Annotated in this window: 21 protein-coding genes and 2 pseudogenes; 5 read left to right on the plus strand and 18 right to left on the minus strand. The window is 64.9% G+C overall.

The genetic code is table 11. The annotated features are described in order from the left end of the window. Positions 1-85 precede the first annotated feature (85 nt). The 8 genes and pseudogenes from B5E42_RS13590 to B5E42_RS13625 all read right to left on the minus strand — a co-directional run. Positions 86-478: pseudogene (locus B5E42_RS13590) on the minus strand (manganese catalase family protein); the annotation flags it as partial. Positions 479-525: 47 nt separating this feature from the next. Next, positions 526-963: a hypothetical protein gene (locus tag B5E42_RS13595; RefSeq protein WP_087240569.1), complete on the minus strand. Its 438-nt coding sequence runs from the start codon at positions 961-963 to the stop codon at positions 526-528. Between the two features lie 4 nt (positions 964-967). Beyond that, the gene (locus tag B5E42_RS13600; protein WP_087240571.1) at positions 968-1507 is read right to left on the minus strand and encodes an FMN-binding protein; all 540 of its coding nucleotides are present in this window, start codon (positions 1505-1507) and stop codon (positions 968-970) included. Then, positions 1504-2478, minus strand: a complete 975-nt coding sequence (locus B5E42_RS13605) for an RnfABCDGE type electron transport complex subunit D (RefSeq protein ID WP_087240573.1) — start codon at positions 2476-2478, stop codon at positions 1504-1506. Before B5E42_RS13605 ends, B5E42_RS13600 begins: the two co-directional genes overlap by 4 nt. Further along, complete coding sequence (rsxC, locus tag B5E42_RS13610) at positions 2475-3782, minus strand: electron transport complex subunit RsxC (RefSeq protein ID WP_087240575.1); 1308 nt, start codon at positions 3780-3782, stop codon at positions 2475-2477. The genes B5E42_RS13605 and rsxC overlap by 4 nt, the downstream gene beginning before the upstream one ends. 45 nt (positions 3783-3827) lie before the next feature. Next, a complete protein-coding gene (locus tag B5E42_RS13615) occupies positions 3828-4862 on the minus strand; it encodes an FAD:protein FMN transferase (protein ID WP_087240577.1) in 1035 nt (344 codons plus the stop codon). Between the two features lie 3 nt (positions 4863-4865). Next, positions 4866-5951: a hypothetical protein gene (locus tag B5E42_RS13620; protein WP_242967144.1), complete on the minus strand. Its 1086-nt coding sequence runs from the start codon at positions 5949-5951 to the stop codon at positions 4866-4868. A gap of 442 nt (positions 5952-6393) precedes the next feature. Continuing rightward, on the minus strand, positions 6394-10032 hold the full coding sequence (locus B5E42_RS13625) for an S-layer homology domain-containing protein (protein ID WP_242967145.1): 3639 nt from the start codon (positions 10030-10032) through the stop codon (positions 6394-6396). Positions 10033-10425: 393 nt separating this feature from the next. Here B5E42_RS13625 and B5E42_RS13630 point away from each other — a divergent pair, with 393 nt between their 5' ends. Next, positions 10426-10638 carry a hypothetical protein gene (locus tag B5E42_RS13630; RefSeq protein WP_087240581.1) on the plus strand — a complete coding sequence of 71 codons (213 nt, stop codon included), beginning with the start codon at positions 10426-10428 and terminating at the stop codon, positions 10636-10638. Then, the gene (locus B5E42_RS19235) at positions 10635-12260 is read left to right on the plus strand and encodes a recombinase family protein (protein ID WP_162613993.1); all 1626 of its coding nucleotides are present in this window, start codon (positions 10635-10637) and stop codon (positions 12258-12260) included. The genes B5E42_RS13630 and B5E42_RS19235 overlap by 4 nt, the downstream gene beginning before the upstream one ends. Here the strand turns inward: B5E42_RS19235 and B5E42_RS13640 are convergent. Beyond that, positions 12221-12409, minus strand: a pseudogene (locus B5E42_RS13640) (manganese catalase family protein); the annotation flags it as partial. The gene B5E42_RS19235 and the pseudogene B5E42_RS13640 overlap by 40 nt on opposite strands. Continuing rightward, positions 12410-12886 carry a spore coat protein CotJB gene (locus B5E42_RS13645; protein ID WP_087240583.1) on the minus strand — a complete coding sequence of 159 codons (477 nt, stop codon included), beginning with the start codon at positions 12884-12886 and terminating at the stop codon, positions 12410-12412. 292 nt (positions 12887-13178) lie between these two features. On the opposite strand from B5E42_RS13645, the gene B5E42_RS13650 reads away from it, so the two are divergent. The 3 genes from B5E42_RS13650 (at position 13179) to B5E42_RS13660 (ending at position 16565) form a co-directional block, all read left to right on the plus strand. After that, the gene (locus B5E42_RS13650; protein WP_087240585.1) at positions 13179-13904 is read left to right on the plus strand and encodes an N-acetylmuramoyl-L-alanine amidase; all 726 of its coding nucleotides are present in this window, start codon (positions 13179-13181) and stop codon (positions 13902-13904) included. A gap of 29 nt (positions 13905-13933) precedes the next feature. Then, positions 13934-15304 (plus strand): DNA repair protein RadA, encoded by a 1371-nt coding sequence (gene radA / locus B5E42_RS13655; protein ID WP_087240587.1) that lies wholly within the window; start codon positions 13934-13936, stop codon positions 15302-15304. A 223-nt stretch (positions 15305-15527) separates the two neighbouring features. Next, positions 15528-16565, plus strand: a complete 1038-nt coding sequence (locus tag B5E42_RS13660) for a tyrosine recombinase XerC (protein ID WP_087240589.1) — start codon at positions 15528-15530, stop codon at positions 16563-16565. A gap of 14 nt (positions 16566-16579) precedes the next feature. Here B5E42_RS13660 and B5E42_RS13665 read toward each other — a convergent pair whose 3' ends face one another. The 8 genes from B5E42_RS13665 to B5E42_RS13700 form a co-directional block, all read right to left on the minus strand. Continuing rightward, positions 16580-17176 (minus strand): amidase domain-containing protein, encoded by a 597-nt coding sequence (locus tag B5E42_RS13665; protein ID WP_087240746.1) that lies wholly within the window; start codon positions 17174-17176, stop codon positions 16580-16582. 81 nt (positions 17177-17257) lie between these two features. Beyond that, complete coding sequence (gene ligA, locus B5E42_RS13670) at positions 17258-19240, minus strand: NAD-dependent DNA ligase LigA (RefSeq protein WP_087240591.1); 1983 nt, start codon at positions 19238-19240, stop codon at positions 17258-17260. Next, positions 19182-19871: a VanZ family protein gene (locus tag B5E42_RS13675; protein WP_087240593.1), complete on the minus strand. Its 690-nt coding sequence runs from the start codon at positions 19869-19871 to the stop codon at positions 19182-19184. Before B5E42_RS13675 ends, ligA begins: the two co-directional genes overlap by 59 nt. An 80-nt stretch (positions 19872-19951) precedes the next feature. Next, positions 19952-20638 (minus strand): sporulation protein YunB, encoded by a 687-nt coding sequence (gene yunB / locus B5E42_RS13680; protein WP_087240595.1) that lies wholly within the window; start codon positions 20636-20638, stop codon positions 19952-19954. Between the two features lie 43 nt (positions 20639-20681). After that, entirely contained in the window at positions 20682-21932 is a 1251-nt protein-coding gene (locus tag B5E42_RS13685; RefSeq protein WP_087240597.1) for a methionine gamma-lyase family protein, read from the minus strand. Positions 21933-21968: 36 nt separating this feature from the next. Next, positions 21969-22964, minus strand: a complete 996-nt coding sequence (locus B5E42_RS13690) for a M20/M25/M40 family metallo-hydrolase (protein ID WP_087240599.1) — start codon at positions 22962-22964, stop codon at positions 21969-21971. A gap of 5 nt (positions 22965-22969) precedes the next feature. Then, the gene (locus B5E42_RS13695) at positions 22970-23995 is read right to left on the minus strand and encodes a M42 family peptidase (RefSeq protein WP_087240601.1); all 1026 of its coding nucleotides are present in this window, start codon (positions 23993-23995) and stop codon (positions 22970-22972) included. Beyond that, positions 23992-25005: a M42 family peptidase gene (locus B5E42_RS13700; protein ID WP_087240748.1), complete on the minus strand. Its 1014-nt coding sequence runs from the start codon at positions 25003-25005 to the stop codon at positions 23992-23994. The genes B5E42_RS13695 and B5E42_RS13700 overlap by 4 nt, the downstream gene beginning before the upstream one ends. Positions 25006-25022 lie beyond the last annotated feature (17 nt).

The following is a 25022-nucleotide window of genomic DNA, read 5'->3' on the forward strand; positions in this document are numbered from 1 at the left end:
GATTTCTTGTGCCCCATATCAATCAGGGCCGCCGCGATCTGCGGCGGCCCTGTGTCAGCAGCTCTATTCCTCTTGTACGCTTTGTCTCGCCAAATCGCTGGAAGTGGACGATCTCCCGCTCCCGCAGGAAGCGGATGACATTGTTGACGTCGGGGTCGTCGGACATGCGCAGGATGTTGTCATAGGTAACCCGGGCCTTCTGTTCGGCGGCCATATCCTCGGACAGATCGCAGATCACGTCGCCCTTCACCGCCATGGAGGCGGCGTTCCAGGGGAAGCCAGAGGCGGCGGTGGGGTAGACGCCGGTGGTGTGGTCTACAAAGTAGGGGGCAAAGCCGCCCTCCCGCACCTGCTCATCGTTCAGGTTGCGGGTCAGCTGGTGGACGATGGCGCCGATCATCTCCAGGTGGCCCAGTTCTTCAGTACCTACATCGGGGTCAAAATGGTACCCAGCGGAGAAAAAGCAGAGGCCGGGCAGCTTGCCCGGCCTCTGCTGGTTTGTGGTTCATAAAAATCATCTGCGGCTTACAGCACCATGCCGATAAAGCACTGGCAGGCCAGGAACAGGACGCCGCCGGTGACCAGCGGGGCCAGCCGCCCGGCGCGGCCGGAGACCAGCCGCTCCCGCAGCGTGGTGAACAGGAAGGTCAGTACCAGAAAGACGGCACCGCCCACCACGGCCAGCCGCACCGCCTCGCCGCCGGCGGTAAGCCCGGCCCCGAAGGGGAGCAGGCCGAAGGTCAGCGCGCCCAAAAGCCCGGTCACGCCCCAGTCGCGCTGGGGAATGGGCTTTGTCAGGTAGCACTCCAGCACCAGGGCGATCAGCACCAGGGCGGCCACGGCGGGCAGGCTCACCACAGGCAGAATGGCGGCGGGGAGAAACACCCGGCACAGCAGGGCAGCCAGGCTGGCCAGCCCCACCACCGCGGCCAGAAGGATATTCAGCGTATAGTTTTTCTGCATGGACTCAACCTCCCCACTCTGTGGCGCCGGAGCTCACGTCCGCCCCGGTGACAAAGGCGGAGGCGGAGTTGACCGCGTTGGCCACCGCCCGGGATGTGACAGTGGCGCCGGTGATGGCGTCAAAATTTTCCCCGACGGCCAGGTCGCCCTGGCTCCACACCAGCTGGGACAGAAATTCCGCGTCGGAGAGGGCCTCCATGCCCAGGCCGAAGGTCTCCTCCATGTCCCGCACCACGGTGCCCACCACGGTGCCCTGGAAGTCCACGGCCACCAGCATGGTGATGTCCCCGGCGTAGCCGGCGGTGACGGTTTCCACGATGTAGCCCGTGGTACCCCGGTAGACGGCGGAGATGTTGGCGTCCTCGCCGGAATAGGGCTCCTCCTCGAAGGGGCCGCCGTCAGGCAGCAGGATCTGAAAGATGGACTCCCGCTCCGCAGCGGTGTTTTCCGCCTCCACGGGGGCCAGCGCGGCGGAGAGGGCCAGCAGGATCAAAAAGGCGGCCGCAATCACGGCAGCGGCCCGCACAAGGGCTTTCTGTCTCATCCGGCCTCCCCTCCTTTCCGAACCCCGAAGCGCACCGGCGGCAGGAGCTTGTCCAGCGCCCAGGCGCAGGCGTTCATCAGCAGAATGGCGTAGGTGACCCCATCCGGATAGAGGCTGTTATAGCGCAGGAGCATGGTCAGCACACCGCAGCCGACGCCATAGATCAGCTGGGCCCTGGGCAGGACGGGGGAGGTTGCGTAGTCCGTAGCCATGAAGATGGCCCCCAGCATCACACCGCCGCCCATCAGGCTGTAGAGCATCCAGCTCAAAGGCTCCTGTCCCCGGGGGAACACCAGGGCCAGGAAGGCCACCGTGCCCAGATAGGCGGCCGGGATACGCCAGGAGATGACCTTGCGCCAGATCAGGATGGCGCCGCCCACCAGCAGGGCCAGGGTGGATACCTCGCCGATGCAGCCGCCGATGCTGCCCAGGAACATATCGGCCAGAGATATCTCCGGCAGGGCGGGCATCACCATGCTGTGCAGGGGGGTGGCGGCGGTCACCACGTCCGCCGCCGAGGAGAACAGGGGCAGCTCTGCGCCCACGGGGGCGTAGCGGGTCAGGCTGGCGGGCCACAGCAGCAGGAGCAGGGCACGGGCGGCCAGGGCGGGATTGAAGATGTTCTGGCCCAGGCCGCCGCCCAGGCCCTTGACCACCACAACGGCGAAGACGCCGCCCACCGCGGCCATCCAGTAGGGGGTGGTGGCGGGCAGGGTCAGGGCCAGCAGCAGGCCGGTGACGGCGGCGGAGCCATCCAGTACAGAGCCGGGCCCTCTGGTGATCGCCAGAAAGACCCATTCAGAGGCCACACAGGCGGCCACGGTCACCAGCACCAGCAGCAGAGCCCGGGGGCCGAAGAACCAGACGCCCGCCAGCAGGGCGGGGAGGAGGGCCAGCAGCACGGTGCCCATGACGCGGCGGGTGGTCTCCCCGCTGCGGATGTGGGGGGAAGAGGAAGTGATCAGCTTCAAGAGGCATTTCCCTCCTTTAAGGTCTGTTTGGCCGCGCGGAACCGCTCCACCAGGGGGAGCTGGCCCGGGCAGACGTAGGAGCAGCAGCCGCATTCGATGCAGTCGGAGACGTGGAGCGCCTCCAGGGCGTCCAGACTGCCCGCCGCCTCGTAGCGATAGAGGTACAGGGGCTGGAGGTGCATGGGGCAGGCCTCCACGCACTTGCCGCAGCGGATGCACACCGGCCGGGCGGGGGTAGCGGCATCCCGGGTGAGGCAGAGCACCGCGTTGGTGCCCTTGAGGACAGGGACGGAGAGATCTTCCTGGGCGATGCCCATCATGGGGCCGCCGGTGATCACCTTGCAAGCGTCCTCCGTCAGGCCGCCGGCGGCGGCGAGTACATCCTGATAGGAGGTGCCGATGCGGACAATGAGGTTTTTGGGCTCCCGCACCCCCTCGCCGGTGACGGTGACTACCCGGCGGGTGATGGGCTCCCCATAAAAGACCGCCCGGCAGATGGCGGCCACAGTGCCGGCGTTGAACACGCCGCAGCCCACAGAGATGGGCAGCCTGCCGGGGGGAACCTGCCGGCCGGTGACGGCCTGCACCAGCTGCTTCTCCGCGCCCTGGGGGTAGCGGGTGGGCAGCACCGCCAGCTCTATGCCCGGATACTGCTCCAGGCAGCGGCGGACAGAGTCGATGGCCTGGGTCTTGTTGTCCTCCACAGCCAGCACCACCCGGTCGGGCTGGAGGATGGCCCGGAGCACCGAGGCGCCCCGCAGCACCCGCTCCGGCGCGCTGCACAGCAGTGCGTCGTCCGCCGTGATATAGGGCTCGCACTCGCAGGCGTTGAGGAGGACGGTGTCCACCCGTCCGGCGGCGCTGACCGCCTTGATGTCGGTGGGGAAGGTGGCGCCGCCCATGCCCACGATGCCGGCCTCCCGGATGATGGTGAGCAGATCGTCCGGTGAGAGGCCTTCCAGGGTCTCGTGGGGCACCAGGGTGCGGTCGGGGGTATCCAGGCCGTCGTTCTCCAGCACCGCCGACAGCACCGGCCGTCCGGAGGGGTGGGGGCGGGGCTCCACCGCCAGAACCCGGCCGGAGACCGAGGCGTGCACCGTGGCGCTCAGGCCCTCGGCGTCGCCGATCTTCTGGCCCAGGCGCACGGTGTCACCGGGCTTTACCAGGGGGGTGCAGGGCTTGCCGATATGCTGGAGCATGGGGATCACAACTTGGGCGGGCAGGGGAGCGGGGGACAGGGGGGCACCCCGGGAGAGCTCCTTGCGGCCGTCCGGATGGACGCCGCCCCAGAACAGATATCTCATGGATTCACCTCTTTGTCAGGATCAAATTCTCCCGATGGGGGAGAGCTAAGTGCGAATCAAGTCGGAAAAGCCGGGACTGTAGAACTGCTGGCCGGAGGCGTCCACCCACATGGCCTGGGCGTCCCAGCGGTTCAGGAGGGCCTGTCCCTCCTCCTGGGGGAGGGTGAACAGGGCGGTGGAGAGGGCGTCGGCCAGGCCGGAGTCGGCACAGACGATGGTCACCGAGCGCCAGTAGGCGGCGGGGAGCAGCGTGTCGGGGTCAATGATGTGGTGGTAGCGCACGCCGTCCACCGTGTAGTACCGCTGGTAGTCGCCGCTGGTCACCACCGAGCCCTGGCTGAGCTCCAGGGTGTGCAGGAATTCCTCCCCATCCCCGTCCGGGGACTGTACGCCCACCACCCAGGGCTGGCCGTCGGCCTTTGGGCCGGTGGCCCGGACGTTGCCGCCCACGCTGACCAGCAGACCGGCGGGGGCCTCCCGGCAGACCTGCTCCACGGCGTAGCCCTTGGCGATGGCGCCCACGTCCAGCCGGGTTTCCGGGTCGGTGATCTGGACGGTGGAGGCCGCCTCGTCGATGACTACGGCGGAGAAATCCGTGTGGAGGGCGGCCTCCTCCAGGGCGGCCCGGTCGGGAAGGGCGGCGTGCTCCGGGTCGTTGATGCCCGCCTCCCGGGCCTCATGCCACAGGGAGAGGACGCTGCCCATGGCGGCGTTGACCCTGCCCTCCGTCTCTGTATAGACCTCCCGGCAAAAGAGCAGCAGATCCAGGATGGGCTGCTCCACCTTCACCGGCGGCCCGCCGGCGGCGTCGTTGACCGTTTTCAGGTTGACCACGCCGGGGTACTCGTTGTAGATGTCGTAGAGCTGGTGGTACTCCAGCAGGCCGTCGTGGATCTCCTGGGCCGTGGCCTGGAACTCGGCCTCGTCCGCGGCGTAGCCCTTGATGGTGGTCACCGTGTCGAACAGGGTGAGAAAGGTGGCCTCATACCGGGTAAGGCCGGGGGAGGGGGCGGCTGCCGGCGCTCCGGCACAGCCCGCCAGCAGGAGAAGGGTCAGCAGAAGAAAGGGGAGACGCCGCATATCTTACGCCGCCTTGTCCACCAGGGTCTGGAAGGCCCCGATGGAGATGGTGACGGAGGCGGCCAGATCCGCGTCGGCGGTCTTGCCGTCCTCGGTGACGGCGATGCCGCTGACCTCCGCCGGGGTCTTGCCGGTGACATAGGCGGCAAAGCCGGCTGCCTGCTCATACCACTCCTTGCCGATGGAGCTGGCTTTCCGCATACCGTAGTCGTCTCCCAGCTGGTTCTTGGAGGTCTGGGCGGCGGTGAGATCGGTGGTGATCTGGCCGGCGGTGTCAAAGTTCACGCTGGCTTGCACCGCGTCAATGACCATGCTGGTGATGGTGTCCCCATTCATGGTAATGGCGCCCACGGTGGCGTAGGCCTGGGCCAGGCCGTCCTCCTCGGCGGTGGCGTTTTTGCTGTCGGACAGACTGGTGGTGGAGGTGAGCACCAGCGTGTCTCCCTTGCTGGCGCCCAGATGCTGGGCGTTGGCTACGGCCTGCTGGATCCCCTCCAGATAGCCGCCGATGGACATGGTGACGGAGGCGGCCAGGTCGGCGTCGCCGGCCTTGCCGTCCTCGGTGACGGCGATGCCGGTCACCTGGTCGATGGTCTTGCCCACCACATAGTCGGCGATGGCCTGGGCCTGCTCATTCCACTCTTTTCCGATGGAGCTGGCTTTCCGCATGCCGTAGTCGTCTCCGCGCTCGTTCTTGGAGGCCACCGGGGTGGAGAGATCGGTGATGAGCTGGCCGGCGGCGTCAAAGTTCACCTTGGACTGAATGGCGTCGATCACGCAGTCGTCAATCACGCCGTCCTCGCCCACGGTGACGGCCACCAGGGTGATGTCGGCCTGGGCCAGGCCGTCGCCCTCGGCGGTGGCGCTGGTACTGCTGCCCACCGAGGTGATGAGGGACAGGCCGGTCTTTACGGCCTCGCCGGAAGAGGCATCAACAGGGGAGGAGGGCTGGGCCGCCGGTGCCTCGGTGGGGGCAGCCGAGGGCGTGGGAGCCGGGACGGCCACCACGGCGGTGGTGCCGCAGCCGGCCAAAAGCCCGAGGCTCAGCGCCAGGGACAGGGCGATTGCGGGGAGTCGTTTCATGGGCATGGTACATTCCTCCAGTTCAGTGTGGGGGGTGCGGTCGGGCGCGGAATCTCCGGGCCGGAGCCTCTGAAAGACCCAGGCCGCAGAGGATGCGCGCTCCCGGCGGCACATTGTGAATATTATAACAAACTCACGCGCTCCATGCAACGCAAAAAATCCCGAAACTCCGCTTTGCACGGCATCAAAATGCGCAAAAAATCTTCCTTTATTGGATTTTATCAGGGAAGCCGGAACAAAATATGGCAATCTGTTGAAGGCAGAAAAATTTTTATAAAAACGAACAAAATTTTCGGTCGCACTATCTAATTGCTGAGGCGCTCTCCGCCGGATTTGGAGCAGCCGTCAGACAAATCCTGTAACATCAGAGGAACCCGGCTGCGCATTATGCGCAGCCGGGTTCCTTGTGCGGGGGTGGAAAGGGGAAAGTGGAAGCTGGTTCCAGAACTCAGGTAAAGGCGCGCTGGAGCATGACGGCCACCTCGGCCCGGGAGGCGGTTCCGGCGGGATCCAGCCGGTTGCCGCTCTTGCCGGAGAGGATGCCCTCATCCACGGCCCAGCGCACGGCGTCGGCGGCCCAGGAGGCCACGGAGTCACCGTCGGCATAGCCGCTCAGATCCGCGGTGCCGGGCTGTGCGCCGGCGCTGCGGTAGAGCATGACGGCCAGCTCCTGCCGGGTGATGGAGCCGTTGGGGTTGGAGCCGTCGGAGATGCCCTCATCCACAGCCCAGTTCATCCCGGCCTCATACCAGGTGCTGCCGGTGCTGGTATCCACGCCGGCCTGGCGGGCCAGCACGGTCATCAGCATGCCGCGGGTGGTGGATGCAGCGGGGGAGAAGGTGGTGGTGGAGGTGCCGGTCATCAGGCCGTTGTCCACCGCATAGGCGATGCCGTCAGAAGCCCAGTGGCTGTCAGGGACGTCGGTAAAGCTGACAGAGACGGCATCCAGATCCAGGGGCTGGTCGGAGAGCATCTTGGCATAGATGGTATTGGTCACATAGCGGTAGTCGTCCTGCTGGTGGGCCCGGTTGTTGACGGAGTTGGCAAAGATGGTGAGATCCATGCCGTTCCGCTCCAGGGCGATGGCCTCCACGAAGCCGTCAATGGGGGTGCCGTCCTCGTTGAGGCAGCAGCCGGCGATGAAGCTGTCCTCGTCAATGGCCTGAATCAGCACCGTGGCGTCGGCGGGGACGGAGGTGAGCACGCCGCAGCTGTAGGTATACATGACGAAGTCCTCATCGGCGGCGTAGCTGGCGGTGGTCAGGCTGTCGGTGGGATAGGAGACGGTATGCAGGGCCTCCATGCCCAGGGTGGTGTACTCCAGATCGGTGACCAGGTTCTCGGTGATGTAGGCCAGCGGATCAGAGCCGGTGGCGATGTAGGGGGTGCCCGCCTTGACGGCGGCCACGGCGGCCTCGCCCTTCTCACCCTGGTTCAGGGCCACGTTGCCCACGATGATGTCGGCCTGGGCGGGATCATCGGTGACGGTGAAGCCCAGCTGCTCCACATAGGACTCCACGTCGTAGTTGGAGGTGCCGTTGTTGTAGACGTTGCGGTAGTTCTCATAGCCGTAGCCCTGGCTGAAGAACTGGGCGAAGTAGCCCTCGGTGATGACGGCGCCGGAGAACTCGTCATAGCGGCCGGCCAGGAAGATGGTGGGCTTCTCAATGGCGCTGGCGGCGGGCATCTCGCTCACCCGGGCGGCGGAGAGGGCATAGTCGCCCGCCACGGACTGATAGCTCTCCAGGGAGAGGACGAAGTCGCCCTTGTAGTCGCCGTCGGTGACCATGCCCACGGTGCGGCCGGCATCCAGCAGGGCGTTGACGGCCCGGACGGCCTCGTTGCCGTTGTTGGAGAGGATGACGATGTCGCCGCTGGTGCCGGTGAGCTCGGAGGCGCCGGCGATGCTGGTCACCTCGGTGAGCACGCCGTCAAAGGCGCCCTCGGTGGTGACGGCGATGCAGTCAAAGCCGCGCATGGCGGGGAAGTTGGACACCGACTCGGAGTACAGGTCGGGGAAACCGGAGGCGGAGGCGTCGGCGCCCTCCCACAGCACGGCATTGGCGTAGTTGCGCTTGGCCTGGTGCATATCCACCACCAGGGAGCCGGCGGCGTAGGTGACGCCGCCCACGGCGGTGTCCTCGTCCAGGACGGACAGCTTCACGCCGTTGTGCAGCAGGAACTCGCCCATCTCATAGGCGTCGGCGATGTCGCGCTGAGAGGCGGAGTCCACGGGGATCACGTAGTACTCGGGGAAGTAGTTGTCGTTGCCCGCGTAGGGGACGCGCCAGGTATCGGAGTCCAGCTTGTTGTTGTTGACGTCCACATACCACTTCTCCATGTCGTCGCGGTGGTCCTCGTTCTCGATGCCGCGGCGGAAGAACTCCAGCTGGTTGTGGTAGATGTCGTCCTTGTTCTCGATGACGTAGTCAATCAGGCCGTAGATGCCGTACTCGAACAGGTCGGTGGAGGCCTGGTTGTTGTAGGGGGTCTCAACGGTGTAGCCCAGGGAGCCGCAGTTCAGCATGGCGTAGCTGGGGCCGTAGTTGGTGCACAGGTCGTCCCAGGCGGACCAGTGCATGGTGGAGGGGTCGTAGTCATCCCGCAGAGGCGTGTAGTAGGACCAGTAGAGGGTGTCGGGGTGCTCCTCGCGGGTGGCGGACATGGTGCCCAGGGCCGCGGTGCCGAAGGCCTCGGCGCCCAGGGCGAAGTTCTTCACCAGCAGGTCGTACTCCAAGTTGGGCTCATGGGGCGGGGTGCAGGGCTCCACCAGGAACGAGGTCATGTAGCCGTGGAGCTCGGCGAAGACCACCGGGTTCCAGTCGTTGATCACCTGAACCAGGTTGGTGGTCTCGTTCTGGGTCTGGTTGGAGGCGTCGCGGTTCAGGTCGAAGCCGTTGTCGTTGCGGCGGGTGTTGTAGGTGCGGCCGTCGGGGTTCTCGTTGGGGCAGATGACGAAGATGAGGTTGTCCAGGATCTCGTCCACATTCAGCTCGATGTCCCCGCTGATGTCGTAGAGTTCGCTGGCATCGTTGACGCCGGTGTTGTCCTGAATGTTGCCCTCCGCGTCGGCGGTGAACTTCTGGGAGCCCAGTCCGGTGATGCCCAGATCAATCACGTCGGGGGCAAACATGGTGGAGATGTCCACGCTCTCGTCCAGGAAGCCGGTGAGGGTGTTGTAGGTGATGGTCTCCTGGGTGGCCAGGGCCCGCAGCACGTTGAGCTGGGCGTCCACGCCGGGATCCTCGTCGGGGTGCACGTTGTTCAGGAAGAAGGGCACCCGGTACTCGCCCATGGTGCCGGCCTCCAGCTCGGCCTGGAGGGAGGCGGGGTCGGTCTCGGCGATGGCGTTCATCTCCTGGAAGGCGTCCACAGACTCCTTGCTGTCGGAGAGGGTCACATAGTACTGATCCCGGCCGCCTTCGCTCTGGCCGAAGGTGGTGACGGTGATGTACCGGCCGGGCAGGGCATCGTCGATAATCTCCTGAATGGCCTCGTCCACGTCGTCATAGCGGGTATAGCTGTCATAGGCGTTGACAATCATGTCCGTCTCAGCGATCACTGTGTCGCCGTCCCGCACCGACAGGGTGTAGGGCCCGATAAAGCTGGGCCAGGCATTGCGGTTGCGGGAGGACTCATCGTTGATGCCGGTGAAGGATGCGGCGGTGAAGGGCTGTGTCACAGTGACGGTATTCCCCTCCTGGACAGCGCTGAGCTGTCCCAGGGTAAACAGAGCCTCGCCGCCGGCACCGTTGTTCCACACCTGCCAGTTGTTCAGCCGGTCGCCGGGGTAATAATAGGGGTAGATATCAGGATCCTGGAAGCCCTCGTCCCGGGTGAGATACCAGGTCAAACCGGCAATCCACTCCGATACCTCGACGCCATTCAGGACGGAGGCATCCACGGTCAGCGTTGCGGTAAATTCCTGATCTTGATCCACCAGGGTGAGTGTGGAATCAGAAACCGACAGCGTCGGAGATGTATCCTCCGCGCCCACGGCAGAGGTAACGGTGCTCAGGGAGAACAGCATACTCAGTGCGAGGAGAAGGGAGCAGAGCCTGGCAAGGCGCTTCGCCCTCAGTGTCATGGTTGAGGCCTCCTTCATTGAATTTGTTTTTTGTTCCTCTCTGTTGTCTGTGACAGCACACTTCTTACTGCATGGGAGGGCTCCTCCTGATTATCAGAATATGGAACTTGCAACTTTATAATAGTCTGCAATTTCACTCTCGTCAATATGGTAAAAAAGTATAATATAATTGGCATATTTTTGTTTATATTATACACACTTGTGCAAGGCGTTGAAAAAATGCTTTTCTCTGCAGTTTTTCACTGCTTAGTCCCCTCTGCCGTCTCCGAAGAAGTCCTGGCGACCACCACAAACTGGCCCTGAGCAGTTCGAATCTCAGATGGAGATGCCCATACATGACAGGAAAGCCGGCCCTGTCCGCAGCATACCCTTGGTACAAAGGGGGCGGTCAGGATGACGGAGCAGGCCAGGCTGGAACAGGTCAGGGGCATGCGAACCGTCACAGAAGACACCGAACCGGAGTTCTGGTTCCACATACAGCGGGCCGTCCTGCTGGCTCTGAAGGACGACGGCATCCTGAGCGATGCACAGCTTCGACACGCAGAAGAAATTTTACACCAGCGGCGCCGCAGAGGCGGCGCGGAGGGGGGAGGGGGCACTCCATGATCAAAGTGGCATCCTACTGCCGTGTGTCCACCGACAAGGACGACCAGGCCAACTCCTTTGAGAGCCAGCAGCGGTACTTCCGGGCATACATCGACCGCCAGCCGGAGTGGGAGCTGTACCAGGTCTACGCCGACGAGGGGATCACCGGCACCTCCACCAAAAAGCGGGCGGCGTTCAATCAGATGATCGCCGACGCCCGCATGGGAAAGTTTGAGCTCATCCTCACCAAGGAGGTGAGCCGCTTCTCCCGGAACATCCTGGACACCATTGCCTACACCCGGGAGCTGAAGGCCCTGGGTGTGGGCGTACTGTTTATGAACGACGGCATCAGTACCCTGGAGCCGGACGCCGAGCTTCGGCTGTCCATTATGGGCTCCATCGCCCAGGAGGAGAGCCGCAAGACCTCAAGCCGGGTGAAGTGGGGCCAGACCAGGCGGATGGAGCAGGGGGTGGTGTTCGGCCGTTCCCTGTTGGGCTATGATGTAAAGGATGGACGCCTGACAGTAAATCCAGAGGGCGCGGAGCTGGTACGCCTGATCTTTCACAAGTACGGCGTGGAGAAGAAGGGAACCACGGTGATCGCCCGGGAGCTGCGGGAGGCGGGCTACCGAACCCACCGGGGCGGCATCCGTTGGAACGGAAGCTGTATCGTGAAGCTTCTGAAAAATGAGAAGTATGTGGGGGATCTGATACAGAAAAAAACAATTACTCCGGACTATCTCACACACGCCAAAAAGGCCAACCACGGAGAGGAGGAGCTGGTGATCATCCGAGATCACCACCCGCCTATCATCGACCGGGAGCTCTGGGACGTGGTGCAGGAGGAGCTGAAAAAGCGAAACCGGAATGGCGCGCTGGGGGCGGGACACTCCAACCGCTACAGGTTCAGCGGCAAAATCAAGTGCGGCGAATGCGGCGCCAGCTTTGTGTCCCGCCAGAAGAAGCGGAAGGACGGAAGCCTCAGCAGGAGGTGGAGCTGCTACACCGCTGTCAATGAGGGTGGTGTCCACGTGGATTCCCAGGGGAACCGGGTGGGCTGTGACGTAGGGAGGGCGCTTCGGGATGAGGCGGCTATGGATATGCTGCGGCAGGCGCTCCGCACCCTGCGGCTGGATGCCGGAGGTCTTATCGACAGTGTGACGGTCATCGCTCTGGAAGCCATCCGGGCAGGGGAGCAGAGCGGGGGAGAGCGTCGGGAGTCCCTGGAACTGCGGCTGGAGCAGCTGAACCGGAAGCGGGAGGCCGCTCTGGACGCCTTCTTTTCCCGGGACATCACCAGGGAGGAAATGCGGCGGATGACAGGCCGGTACGACCAGGAGGCCGCGGAGCTCCGGGAACGGCTGTCGCGGGCCGGGGTTAGGCCGGAGATCTCCTGCGCGAAGGCTGCCCTGCGGGACGATATCCGGCGGCGGGTGGCCGGCCTGGTGAGCGGGGAGGGGGACAGCGAGATCTTCTGCAAAACCATACTGGATCACATGGTGGTGCACCGGAACCGGCGGGTGGAGGTGCGGCTGAACCTGCTGCCCCAGACCTGGTGCTTCGTACTGGAGCGGCTGAATCAGACGGCCCAGAATGACCCCGATGTACCGATATCGGTCAGCAGGCCCTTGAGCTCGGGATAGGGCATGGAGTAGCGCTGGCTCAGGTAGCGCAGGGAGGCGCCCAGCTCACCGTCCGGCCCGCCGTACTGGCTGATGATGAAGGAGGCCAGCTTGGGGTTGCAGTTGGCGATCTTGACCGGATATTGCAGCTTTTTCTCATAGATAAACATTTATTTCGTGCCTCCTTCCTGGAAGTTCCAGGGCCAGGGGTCGCAGAGCCAGGCCGCCCAGCTCTTGGCGTCGGCGGCAGACATCTGGGTGACGGGGCCGTTTGCGGCCTCGTATTTCTCCCGGGCCTCCTTCTCCATGGCGGCGTACTGCTGATAGAGTGCAAACGCCTCCGCGTCACCCTGGTGGGTGTCCAGATACAGGCCCAGCTCGGCCAGCACGAACTCCAGGGCCTGGAGTTCCGCCAGGGCGCCGCCCAGCACCTTCACCGCCTCGGGTTTGACCCGGAAGGGCAGGTTCAGTCCGGGGAAGAGGGTGCCGTTGTTCAGCGCGTCCTGCTGGGAGTAGCGCTTGGAGCCGGTCTGCTGAAAGGGCACATAGGGGACGGCCAGCGGCGCGCATTCAGGCAGGGTGCCGCAGGCGTCACCGCAGCCGCCGGGCGTACCCGGCGTGGTGGGTACGTTATTTTCGGGATACAAGTACAGTTCCTCCTTAGGCAGATTGAAGAGGGAAGGGGGAACGGTTCCCGCCAGGCCCCCTTCGTCTCCATTCTATGCCCGGGCAGGGCGGGGGAACCCGGTCGAACCGCCCCGAAACCGGGACTCGGAGGCGCTTGGGCAAAAATCGGCGGCACATGCCGCCCTTTTCTCTCCCATGGCTGCAAAAATTTTTTTCCGAGGGCCGCCCCTCCGCAGGTGGTACCCAAACACCGCCCCGTGTGTTATAATAGGAACCGCCCCCTCATACCGTGATGGAGAGGGGGCGGTAGCGATGATACTCAGAAGAATTGGCAGCTGGCTTCTCCTGTCTGCGCTTATGCTGGGGACGGCCTATTACCTCTGGCTGTGGCCCGGAGGGACGGAGGCGGTCTTTGCTCCGGCCCGCGGCGAGGGGAGAACCCTGGTTCTGGATGCGGGCCATGGCGGGGAAGACGGCGGCGCGGTTTCCCCCTCCGGTACGGTTGAAAGCGGGATCAATCTGTCCATCGTGTGCAAGCTGGATCAGCTTCTGGGGTTCTACGGCCAGTCCCCGCTCCTGCTGCGCAGCGAGGACGTCTCCCTCCACGACGCGGACGCCGATACCCTGCGGGAGAAAAAGGTGTCGGATCTCCACAACCGGGCGGCCCGGATCGAGGACACGGAGAACGCCGTGCTGCTCAGCGTCCACCAGAACACCTATCCGGACAGCCGGTACCGCGGCGCCCAGGTGTTCTACGCCGGCGGGGAGGAGAGCCAGTCCTTTGCCGTGCTCACCCAGGAGGCCCTGCGGGCTGCGCTGGATCCGGACAACAACCGTCAGGCCAAGCCCATTCCGGATACCGTCTATCTGATGAACCACATCACCTGTCCGGGAATTCTGGTGGAGTGCGGCTTCCTGTCCAATCCGGAGGAAGAAGTGCTGCTCCAGTCCGACGGCTACCAGAGCAAGCTGGCCTCCGCTCTGACCGCCTCCTGGCTCCAATGGCTGGCCGGGGAGGGGAGCCCGGCGGGTGCTTGACCATACCAAAGAGGGGAGAACCGTCCCAGATGAAAGCAAAAACCCTGTTTTACTGCACAGAATGCGGCAATGAGACGCCCAAGTGGGCGGGTCAGTGCCCCGCCTGCAAGGCGTGGAATACCCTGGTGGAGCGGCCGGCCGAGTCGAAGAAAAAGAGCGCGGCGGCGTCCGCCTCCGGCGGGGGCCTGCGGGCCGGCAGGGGACGTCCTCGGCCCATGGGGGAGGTGGAGACCACCCAGGAGCTCCGCTTCGCCACCGGCATGAGCGAGCTGGATCGGGTGCTGGGCGGGGGAGCGGTAAAGGGCTCCCTGGTGCTGGTGGGCGGCGCGCCGGGCATCGGCAAGTCCACCCTGATGCTCCAGATCTGTGACAACCTGTGTCGGTTCGCCAAGGTGCTCTATGTGTCCGGTGAGGAGTCAGAGCGGCAGATCAAGCTGCGGGCCGAGCGGCTTCACGTCCGGGGCGAGGGGATGTATCTGCTGGCGGAGACCAGCCTGGAGGATGTTCTGGAGGCGGTGAATGAGCTCCAGCCCGACATCCTGATCGTGGACTCCATCCAGACCCTCTACAACGGTGATCTGGCTACCGCGCCGGGCAGCATCGGCCAGGTGAAGGACTGCACCATGGCCCTGATGCAGCTGGCGAAAGGGCAGGGGATCACCGTCTTTGTGATCGGCCATGTCAACAAGGAGGGCTCCATCGCCGGGCCCAAGGTTCTGGAGCACATGGTGGACTGCGTGCTCTACTTCGAGGGAGAGCAGCAGAACTCCTACCGCATCCTGCGGGCGGCCAAGAACCGCTTCGGCGCCACCAACGAGATCGGCGTGTTCGAGATGGCGGACTCCGGCCTCAGTGAGGTGCCCAATCCCTCGGAGATGCTGCTGTCCGGCCGACCCCAGGACACGCCGGGTACCTGCGTCACCTGCGTGATGGAGGGGGTGCGGCCCGTGCTGGCGGAGGTGCAGGCCCTGCTGGCGCCCACCAGCTTCAACGTGCCCCGGCGCACCTCCAACGGCTTCGACTTCAACCGGGCCAATCTGCTGCTGGCCGTGCTGGAGAAGCGGGGCGGGCTGCTGGTCAGCTCCTGCGACGCCTATATCAACGTCATCGGCGGCCTGTTCCTGGACGAGCCCGCCGCCGATCTGGCTATGATCATCGCCCTGGCGTCCAGCTTCCGGGACAAGCCCGTGCCCGGCGATTTGGCCGCCATCGGCGAGGTGGGCCTCACCGGCGAACTGCGCTCGGTGAACGCCCTGGGCCAGCGGCTCAGCGAGGTGCGTCGGCTGGGCTTTACCAAGTGCCTGGTGCCGGCCCGCACCGGAAGCAAGCTGGACGCGCCCGACGGGCTGCAGCTCATCCGGGTTCGCAATATCCGGGAGGCTCTGGCGGCGCTCCTGTAGGATTCGGCCCCGCCGGCGCGCGCCGGGGTACAAAATTCACGCAGGGCGACTCGGCGCTGGGCGCGCCGCTGGATGCGGCGCGTTCCAGCGTACAAACGCCGTCCTGTTGATAGACACACGCGCTGGTGCAGGCAATCAGGCTCACCAGTTCCAACTCCAATCGAGAGGGGGGTATACCTCCAACTCAACAAAATAAAAATTTTGTTGAGTTGGAGGCAGGGTTTTGCGCCACAACGACTATAAGCTGTCCGCCCCGCCGGTGCTGCGGGACTTTCTGGTCTACCACGAGACCATTCAGGGACATTCCAAGAAAACCGTGGACGAATACTACTTAGATCTGCGCAATTTCTTTCGTTACATCAAGATGGTCAAGGGCAAGGCGCCGCGCACGGCTGAGCTGGACGAGATCCCCATTGACGATCTGGATCTGGAGCTGGTCAGCTCAGTCACGCTGAGTGACGTCTACTCCTACATGAACTACCTGAGCCGTGACCGGGCCAAGCACGCCAACAGCCCCTCCACCCGCTACGGCCTGGAGGCCACCGCCCGGGCCCGGAAAATTGCGGCGATCCGCTCGTTCTATAAGTATCTCACCAGCAAGGCAAAATTACTCGGGGAAAATCCCATGCAGAATCTGGATTCCCCCCGGCTGAAAAAATCCCTGCCCCGGTATCTGAGCCTGGATGAGAGCATCCAGCTTCTGGAATCGGTGGACGAGCCCAACCAGGCCCGGGACTACTGTATTCTGACCCTGTTTCTCAACTGCGGGCTGCGGATTTCGGAGTTAGTTTCGTTAAACTTACAGGACGTCCGGGAGGAGCAGCTCCGGGTGCTGGGCAAGGGCAATAAGGAGCGGATGATCTTCCTCAACGAGGCCTGCCGGGACGCCCTGGACGACTGGCTGGAGGAGCGCAGCCACCAGGCCGCCGCCGATCCCAACGCCCTGTTTCTCAGCCGCTCCCACACCCGGGTGACCACCGCCGGAATCCACTATATGGTCAAGCAGCGGCTGAAAAAGGCGGGGCTGGATGCCTCCCTCTACTCCAGCCACAAGCTGCGGCACACGGCGGCCACCCTCATGCTCCAGAACGGCGTGGACGTGCGCACCCTCCAGGAGGTGCTGGGCCATGAAAACCTGAACACCACCCAGATCTACACCCACGTGGACAACGAGAATCTGCGCTCGGCGGCCAGGGCCAACCCGCTGGGCCGGGTCAAGGCCCGGAAAAAGCCCAAGCCCGCTTCGGCGGACGAGAATTGAGGACATACTGCCGGCTATTCCCTCTGCCGGCCAAACCAGAACGGCGGGCGGAGCCAGTTCCAGAGCGGAGGCCGCTCCGGACGGGGCGGCGGAGCCTCTTCCCCGCCGGTCTCCTGATAGGCGCCCAGAATATGGAGGAAGCGGATCTCCTGGAACTCATAGGTGCTGAGGGGCCGCCAGTCGGCGTCGTAGGAGTGGGCGGCAATCAGGGTGTTCTCCAGGGTGGCCGGGCTGCCGATGGACACCACCACCGGCGTATGGCCGAACACGTCCTTGTTGAAGCGGAGCTGGGCAAAATCCCCCGGCTCCAGCTGTTCCAGCTCCGCGGAAATACCGAACGGGCCGGGGCTGGACTCTGAGCGGGTGATAAAATTGAAGAAATACTCCACCCCCGTCCAAGCTGGCGCCTTGTCGTTGGCGTCCCGGTAGAACCAGCCGTACACCGGGTCGAAGTTCATCACGCCGGTGCCGGCGTAGAGACACTGGGAGGCGAAATTGGTGCAGTCACCGCCGATCTCCTCATAGTCGTAGTAGTTCGGATTCCGGCTGTAGGCCCATTGGTGGGCGTAGTCCACCGCGGCCTGGCGGTCATAGGGCATCTGTTCCAGCACGGCCCTCTCCCCTTTCTCCCGCCATCCTATTCCGGGAAACAGAAAAGCGTCCCAGCCCACGGCTGGGACGCTTTTGTATGCCTATGCCTCCTCAAAGAGGGCCAGGAACTCCTCCTCCGTGAGCACGGGGATGCCCAACTCCTGGGCCTTGCGCAGCTTGGAGCCGGCTGCCTCCCCCGCCACCACGTAGGAGGTCTTTTTGGACACTGAGCCGGATACCTTGCCCCCCTGGGCCTCGATCATGGCCCCGGCCTGATCCCGGGTGAACCGTTCCAGGGCGCCGGTAAGCACAAAGGTCTTCCCCGCCAGCTTATCCCCCGCCGGGGCCTCATGGCTCTCCAGGTTGACCCCCGCCTCCCGCAGCGTCTCGATCAGGTGCCGGCTCTGGGGGCTCTGGAACCAGGAGATCAGGCTCTGGGCCGTGATGCCGCCGATGTCGGGCACGGCGGTGAGCTCCTCCTCACCGGCCGCCATCAGGGCATCCAGGGAGCCGAAGCGGGCCGCCAGCACCTTGGCCGCCTTCTGCCCCACCTGCCGGATGCCGAAGGCGAACAGGAGCCGGGACAGGTCGTTGGACTTGGACTTCTCGATGGCGGCAAGCAGGTTCTCCGCGCTCTTTTTGCCCATGCGCTCCAGCTTGGCCACCTCCTCCCCGTCCAGATGGTAGAGGTCGCCGGGGCCCTGCACCATGCCGGCCCCCACCAGGCTCTCCACCACGGCGGGGCCCAGGCCCTCGATGTCCATGGCGTCCCGGCTGGCGAAGTGTACCAGATGGCGCAGGCGCTGGGCGGGGCACTCCGCGCCGGTGCAGCGGATGTGGGCGCCGTCCTCGTCCCGCACCACCGGAGCCCCGCACACCGGGCAGTGGTCGGGCAGGTGGTAGGGCTCCGTTCCCTCCGGCCGCCTGTCCTTCAGCACCTCCACAATCTCAGGGATGATCTCCCCCGCCTTCTGCACCAGAACGGTATCTCCGATGCGGATGTCCTTCTCGGTGATGAAGTCCTGGTTGTGGAGGGTGGCATTGGTGACGGTGGTGCCCGCCAGGCGAACCGGCTCCACCACCGCCTTGGGGGTGAGCACGCCGGTGCGCCCCACCTGCACCACGATGTCCACCACCCGGGAGGGCTTCTGCTCCGGCGGATACTTGTAAGCCGCCGCCCACCGGGGGAATTTGGCGGTGGAGCCCAGGATTTCACGCTCTGCAAGGTTGTTTACCTTTACAACGGCGCCGTCGATATCAAAGGGGTAAGCCTCTCTGCCTTCCCCCATGGCCCTGATGCGCTCCGCCGCCTGGGCGATGGTCTGGCAGGTGTCATGGGGAATAACCTTAAAACGCTGCTGCTGCAGGTATTCCAGGGTTTCCGAGTGGGTGGTGAAGGTGCGGCCCTCCGCCCACTGGATGTTGAACACCCGGATATCCAGCCCCCGGGAAGCGGCGATCTTGGGATCCAGCTGCCGCAAGGAGCCCGCCGCCGCGTTGCGGGGGTTGGCGAAGAGGCTCTCCCCTCTCAGCTCCCGCTCCTCGTTGAGCCGCTCAAAGCTCTTTTTGGGCATGAACACCTCGCCCCGGACAATCAGGGAGGGCAGGGCCTCCGGCAGGCGCAGAGGAATGGAGGGGATGGTCTTGAGATTCTCCGTCACGTCCTCCCCCACCTGGCCGTCGCCCCGGGTGGCTCCCCGGACGAAGAGGCCGTTTTCATACTCCAGGGCCACGGACAGGCCGTCCACCTTGGGCTCCACGTCGTACTCCACGCCGTCGGGCAGGGCCTCCCGCACCCGCTGGTCGAACTCCTCCAGCTCCTCCACGGAGAACACGTCCTGGAGGCTCTCCAGGGGCACCCGGTGGTGTACCTCCTGGAAGCCGTCCGCCACCTTGCCCCCCACCCGCTGGGTTGGGGAATCGGGGGTGACCAGCTCCGGGTATTTGGCCTCCAGCTCCTCCAGACGGCGGAGCTTGTGGTCGAAGTCGTAGTCGGACATGCTGGGGTTGTCCAGCACGTAGTACTCATAGTTGGCCTGCTCCAGCTCCCGGCGCAGGGCCTCGATCTCCTGTCTCTCGTCCATGTTGAACCTCCACTTGGAAGTGTTGGGTAAATCGGGGGGCCAGGCGGCGCAGAAGCTGGAACAAAAGTCCACCCATCAGGGCCCCAAAAGTGTTCAGAATAAGGTCGTCCAAGTCTGTGGCACGCCCCACAAACAGCTGCAGAAATTCAATGGCAAAGGAGGCGCAGAACCCGGCCAGCAGGCCGTGAAGCCAGTGCCTTCCCCGCCACAGCAGGGCTGGGAAAAAGCCCATCGGCAAAAAGATCATGGTGTTTGCCACCACCATATAGGCGCTCCAGCTGCCACCCAGCAGATTGCGAAGAAAAGTCGGTGTCCACTGAATGTTGGGAATGGACTGGGCCAGGGGTGTCAGCGGGAAGAATGGTTCCCGCCCTTGAAAGGCCTCCTGCCAGTGGTACAGCGTCCAGAAATTGGCCGGGAAAACAGTTAGGGCGGCCAATCCGGCACAGAACATCACAAAGAACAGCAGTGTAGCCTCGCGGAGTCCCCCACTGGCCATGCCCTGCCGGGCTAAGCGTTTTTTCCGCCAGGGCCGCACAAGAAAAAATACAAGGGCAGCCAAAACCATGCAGGGGAGCATCTGGGCCACATAGTCCCAGGAGATTGCAACGTACCACAGCAGGGTATCCATCACTTTACCCCTTTCCGTCGATATGTGCCCATCATACCACGGAAATGCCAAGGATGTTTTACGGTTTTCTTACAGATCTCTTACGGGCTCCCCGGCAGCTCCAGATAGGCGTCCGGCACCTGGCCCACCAGAAGGGTCTCCGCCGCGCACACCTGGGCCTCCACGGCGGTGTCCACCGTGCCGCCGGGGATCAGCAGGGTGCACTCCACCCGCACATTCAGCATGATCCGGTGGAGGGTCTGGTTGATCCCCGCCGAGGTAAAGACGTTTTCAAAGTCTGCCGTGGGCACGGCGGCGGTGAGCACCCGCACCGGCAGCACCGGCCCCAGGTCGGAGGCGGTGGCGAAGCCGGTGAGGCTGCCCAGGGGGACGCCCAGCTCCTGGCTGTCAAGCTGTTCCACTTGTGCAAGTACTTTGCCCAGGATTTCCGTCCGCAGGGCATTGAGCTGTGCGGTGTTGGCGGCCAGGACGCTCACCTGCCCGGCGGCGTCCTTCTCCAGGGTGACCAAGTCGCTGTAGGAGATGGCCTCGCTGGTGAGGGTGCCGTCCACCGCGTCGTTGACGATGCGGGTGACGGCGTTCTCCACCCTGGCCTGGGCCAGCGCCGTGAGGGTGGGCCGCAGGGCGGAGTCAATCAGGAAGATGACCGCCAGGGCCAGCCCCACCCCGATTACCAGGGGGAGCAGCCGCCCCCTTCCCCGCTCCGGCCTTGGCCCCCGGCGGCGGGGCGTCCGCAGCCAGGGGCGGATTCTCGGCCTGCCGCGCATGGCCTCACCTCCCGGTTGAAGCCTATGCAGAAAACGGCCTGCCCTATTCCCCGCGCAGAAGCTCCTCCACCGCCAGCATGACGCCGGCCTTGCCGCTCTCGTAGGTAAGGCCGCCCTGGAGGTAGGCGGTGTAGGGCTCCCGCATGGGCGCGTCGCAGGACAGCTCGATGGAGGCCCCCTGGATGAAGGCGCCGGCGGCCATGATCACCTGGCAGTCGTAGCCCGGCATGTCCCAGGGCTCCGGGGTCACGTAGGAGTCCACCGGGGCGCCGAACTGGATGCCCTTGCAGAACTTCTTCAGGGGCTCCGGCGCGCCGAAGTGGATCATCTGGATGATATCGTGGCGCACCGCGTCGGAGGTGGGCTCGGTCTGGTAGCCCAGCAGCTCCATGATCCGGGCGGCAAACACCGCCGTCTTTACCGCCTGGGCGGTAGTATGAGGGGCAAGGAAAAGTCCTTGGTAGAGGCTGCGGTTGGCCCCAAAGGTGGAGCCGCACTCCTTACCGATGCCGGGGGTGGTGAGCCGCATGGCGGCCCCCTCCACCAGGTCGTACCGCCCGGCGATGTAGCCGCCGGTGGGGGCCAGGCCGCCGCCGGGGTTCTTGATCAGGGAGCCCACCACCAGGTCGGCCCCCACCTGGGTGGGCTCGATGGTCTCCACAAACTCGCCGTAGCAGTTGTCCACCAGGATGGCGGCGTTCGGATTGTTTTCCCGCACCACCCGGCACAGCTCCCCGATCTCCGACACCGACAGAGACGACCGGGTGGAGTAGCCCTTGGAGCGCTGGATCAGCACCGCTCTGACCCGGGGGTTTTTCACCGCCTCCGCCAGGCCGGCGGGGTCAGGCGCATTGTCAAGCAGTTCCACTTGCTGATACTCGATTCCGTAGCTTTTCAGGGAGCCGGGGCCCTTGTCCACCACGCCGATCACGCCCAGCATGGTGTCGTAGGGGGCCCCCACGGCGGACACCAGGATGTCGCCGGGCTTCAGGGCCCCGAACAGGGCGCAGGAGATGGCGTGGGTGCCGTTGACGAACTGCACCCGCACCAGGGCGTCCTCGGTGCCGAAGATGTCGGCGTAGATCTGATCCAGGGTGTCCCGGCCCAGATCGTCGTAGCCGTAGCCGGTGGTGCCTGCGAAGTGGGCCTCCGCCACCCGGTGCTTCTGGAAGGCCGCCAGCACCTTGCGGGTGTTCTCCTCCGCAATGGCGTCAATGCGGCCGAACTGCTCGGCCAGCTCCGCCTGGGCCTGGGCGGCCAGGGCCAAAACTTTGTCGCTTATCTGTAAAGGCATTTCCTGTTACACACTTTCTTATCTCTGTATTTTTTGTCAGTCCAGCCTAGCCTGGGCGAAGGCGGCCACCAGGGCGGCGCAGGCCTCGATGTCCCCCGCGTCCGCCATCTCCAGCGGGGTGTGGACGTAGCGGGTGGGGATGGAGATGCCGCCGGTGTACACGCCGGCCCGGCTCTGGTGGATGGCTCCGGCGTCGGTGCCGCCGAAGCGCAGGATGTCCTTCTGACAGGGGATCTGCCCCTCCTGGGCCAGCTTCTCCAGCCTGGCCACCACCGACGGGTGGCAGATTACGGAGCTGTCCATCACCTTGATGGCAGCCCCCTTCCCCGCCGAGCTGCTGCACTCGTGGGGGGCGGAGGGGATATCGTCGGAGTCGGTGACGTCCACGGCGATGCCGTAGTCCGGCTCCACCCCGTAGGCCGCCGTCTTGGCGCCCCGAAGCCCCACCTCCTCCTGGACAGTGAAGGCAAAGGTCAGGTCGTTGTCCGTCTCCCCCAGCCGCTCCATGGCCATGAGGAGCACCACGCAGGCAATCCGGTCGTCCAGGTAGGGGGAGAAGATCCGGCTTCCGCTCTGGAAGGCGGCGGTGTCGTAGACCGCCACATCCCCCACCTGCACCATAGACCTGGCCTCTTTCTCGTCCCTGGCGCCAATGTCCACGTACAGGTGCTCCAGCTTCATCTCCTTGGCCTCCACCTTGCCCTCCAGGGCCACCACGCCTTTGACGCCGTTGGCAAACCGGACGGGGGCGCCCAGCACCTCGTGGGCGGACAGGCCGCCTACCGGGCCGAAGCGGAGGAAGCCGTGCTCGTCAATGTGGGTGATGATCAGCCCGATGGAGTCCATGTGGGCCGCAAAGAGCACCTTGGGCCCCTTCCCCTTCTTGCGGCAGAGCAGATTGCCCAGGGTGTCCACCGCACACTCGTCCACATAGGGCGCGGCGATTTTGCGGATGGCCTCGGCCACCGCCCCCTCCTGCCCGGAGGGGCCAAAGCAGGCGTTCAGCGCCCGCAGGGTCTCTAAAATCTCCATGTGATTCACTCCTTTTCCGCCAGATCGCTGAGGAAGGCCCGGGTCAGGGCCAGCATACCGTCCACGTCTCCCAGGGAGACCAGCCCCGAGGGGGTGTGGTGGTAGCGCACCGGCACCGACAGCATGGCCGTCCGCACACCGGCCTTGGTGCGCTGGAGGGCGGCGGCGTCCGTCCTGCCGGGGATGCTGCCGCTGGTCTGCCAGAGGATAGTTTCCCGCTCGGCCAGAGTTCGCAGCCGTTCAAACAGGCCCCGGTCGGCAATGGAACCCTTGTCCATCACGGGCAGGACGACGCCCTTCCCCGGGGTGCAGCTCCGCTTGTGGGCGGGCACGCCGGGGGCGTCCGCCGTGTCGGCCCCGTCCAGCACCAGGGCGATCTCCGGGGTGACGGAGAAGCCCGCGCCGAAGGCGCCCCGGTTGCCCACCTCCTCCTGGGCGGTAAAGACAAAGGTGCAGTCCAGGGGCAGTTCCTCTTTCAGAAGGGTCAGCAGGACGGCGCACCCCACCCGGCTGCCCAGGGCCTTGCCCTGGAACAGGCCGCTGCCAAATTCCCCGGCGGTGGAGTCAAAGGCCGCCACATCCCCCAGAGACACCAGGGCCTCCGCCCCGGCCTTGTCTTTGGCGCCGATGTCGATATAGAACTCGTCCAGTTTGGGAACGGACTTCTCCTCCTCCCGGCTCACCAGGTGGTAGGCCTTGAGCCCCACCACGCCGGGGATGCCCTTGGGGCCCACCCGCACCGGCTTGCCCAGAAGCACCCGGCGGTCAAGAGAGCCCACGGCGTCAAATTTCAGATACCCCTCGTCGGTGATGCGGCGCACCATGAGCCCCACCTCATCCATGTGGGCGCACAGCATGACCTTGTTGCCCGTGGGCTTTTTCCCCCTCTTGGACACGATCAGGCTGCCCAGGGTATCCACCCGAAGAGTGTCGGCATCAGGCTTGGCCTCCGCGTACAGGTAGTCCCGCACGGCGTCCTCCCAGCTGGACACGCCGTCCAGAGCGCAGAGGGTTTTCAGCAGCTCCTTCACCGTACCGCCTCCTTCCCCAGATGCTCTACAAAGGCGGCCAGCAGCTGGGCCACCCCCTCCATATCGGCTAGGGATAGGGTCTCCACCGGCGTGTGCATATACTTCAGGGGCAGGGACAGCACCGAGGTGGCCACCCCCTCCCTGCTGATCTGCATCTCCCAGCCGTTGGTGCCCGTGTGACCGGACATGATCTCCAGCTGATAGGGGATGCTGTGTTCCCTGGCCTTGGCGATCATCCGCTCCGTCATCCACCGGGTCATGTTGGGCCCCACGCCGATGGCGGGGCCGCCGCCCAGCGCAAAGGTCTTGTCCGCCGGGCCGTCGGGGGTCTTGCCGTGGGTCACGTCCACCGCCACGCAGAAGTCGGGGGCCACGGCCCAGGTGCCCACCACGGCGCCCGCGCCGGACACCTCCTCCCGGGTGGAGCCCAGGATATGGAGCTCCACATCCAGCTCCTTGTCACGCAGCAGCTCCGCCGCCCGCAGGAGGGTAACGAAGCAGGCCCGGTCGTCCATGGACTTGCCGCACATCTGCTCCTCCCCCAGGGGGAAGCAGCCCGCCCGGTACACCATGGGGGTGCCGACGGGTACGGCCCTCTCCGCCTCCTCCTGGGACAAACCCACGTCCACATACAGCTCGTTCAGGGGCACGCTCTTGTCCTCGTCGCCCCCCGCCGGGCAGGCCACCAGCCCCCGCAGGGGCGGGTCGGTGAGCACCATCAGCTCCCGGCCGGGCAGCATCCGGGGATCCACCCCGCCGATGCTGCGGAAGCGGAGGAAGCCGTCCTCCACGCCGGTGACAATCAGGCCGATCTCGTCCAGGTGGGCGTCCAGCAGCAGCTTGGGGGCGCCGGGGGTCTTGCTGCGGCGCACACCAAGAACGTTGCCCATGCGGTCGATGGACACCTCGTCCACCAGGGGGCGGAGCAGCTCCGCCGCCACGGCCGCCGCAGGGCCCTCAAACCCGGAGGGGGCGGTGCAGGTGCACAGCCGCTCCAGGGCTTGCCTCATATCCAAATCCCATCATC

Origin of the sequence: Flavonifractor sp. An10, from assembly GCF_002161215.1 — a bacterium.
GTDB lineage: Bacteria > Bacillota > Clostridia > Oscillospirales > Oscillospiraceae > Flavonifractor > Flavonifractor avistercoris.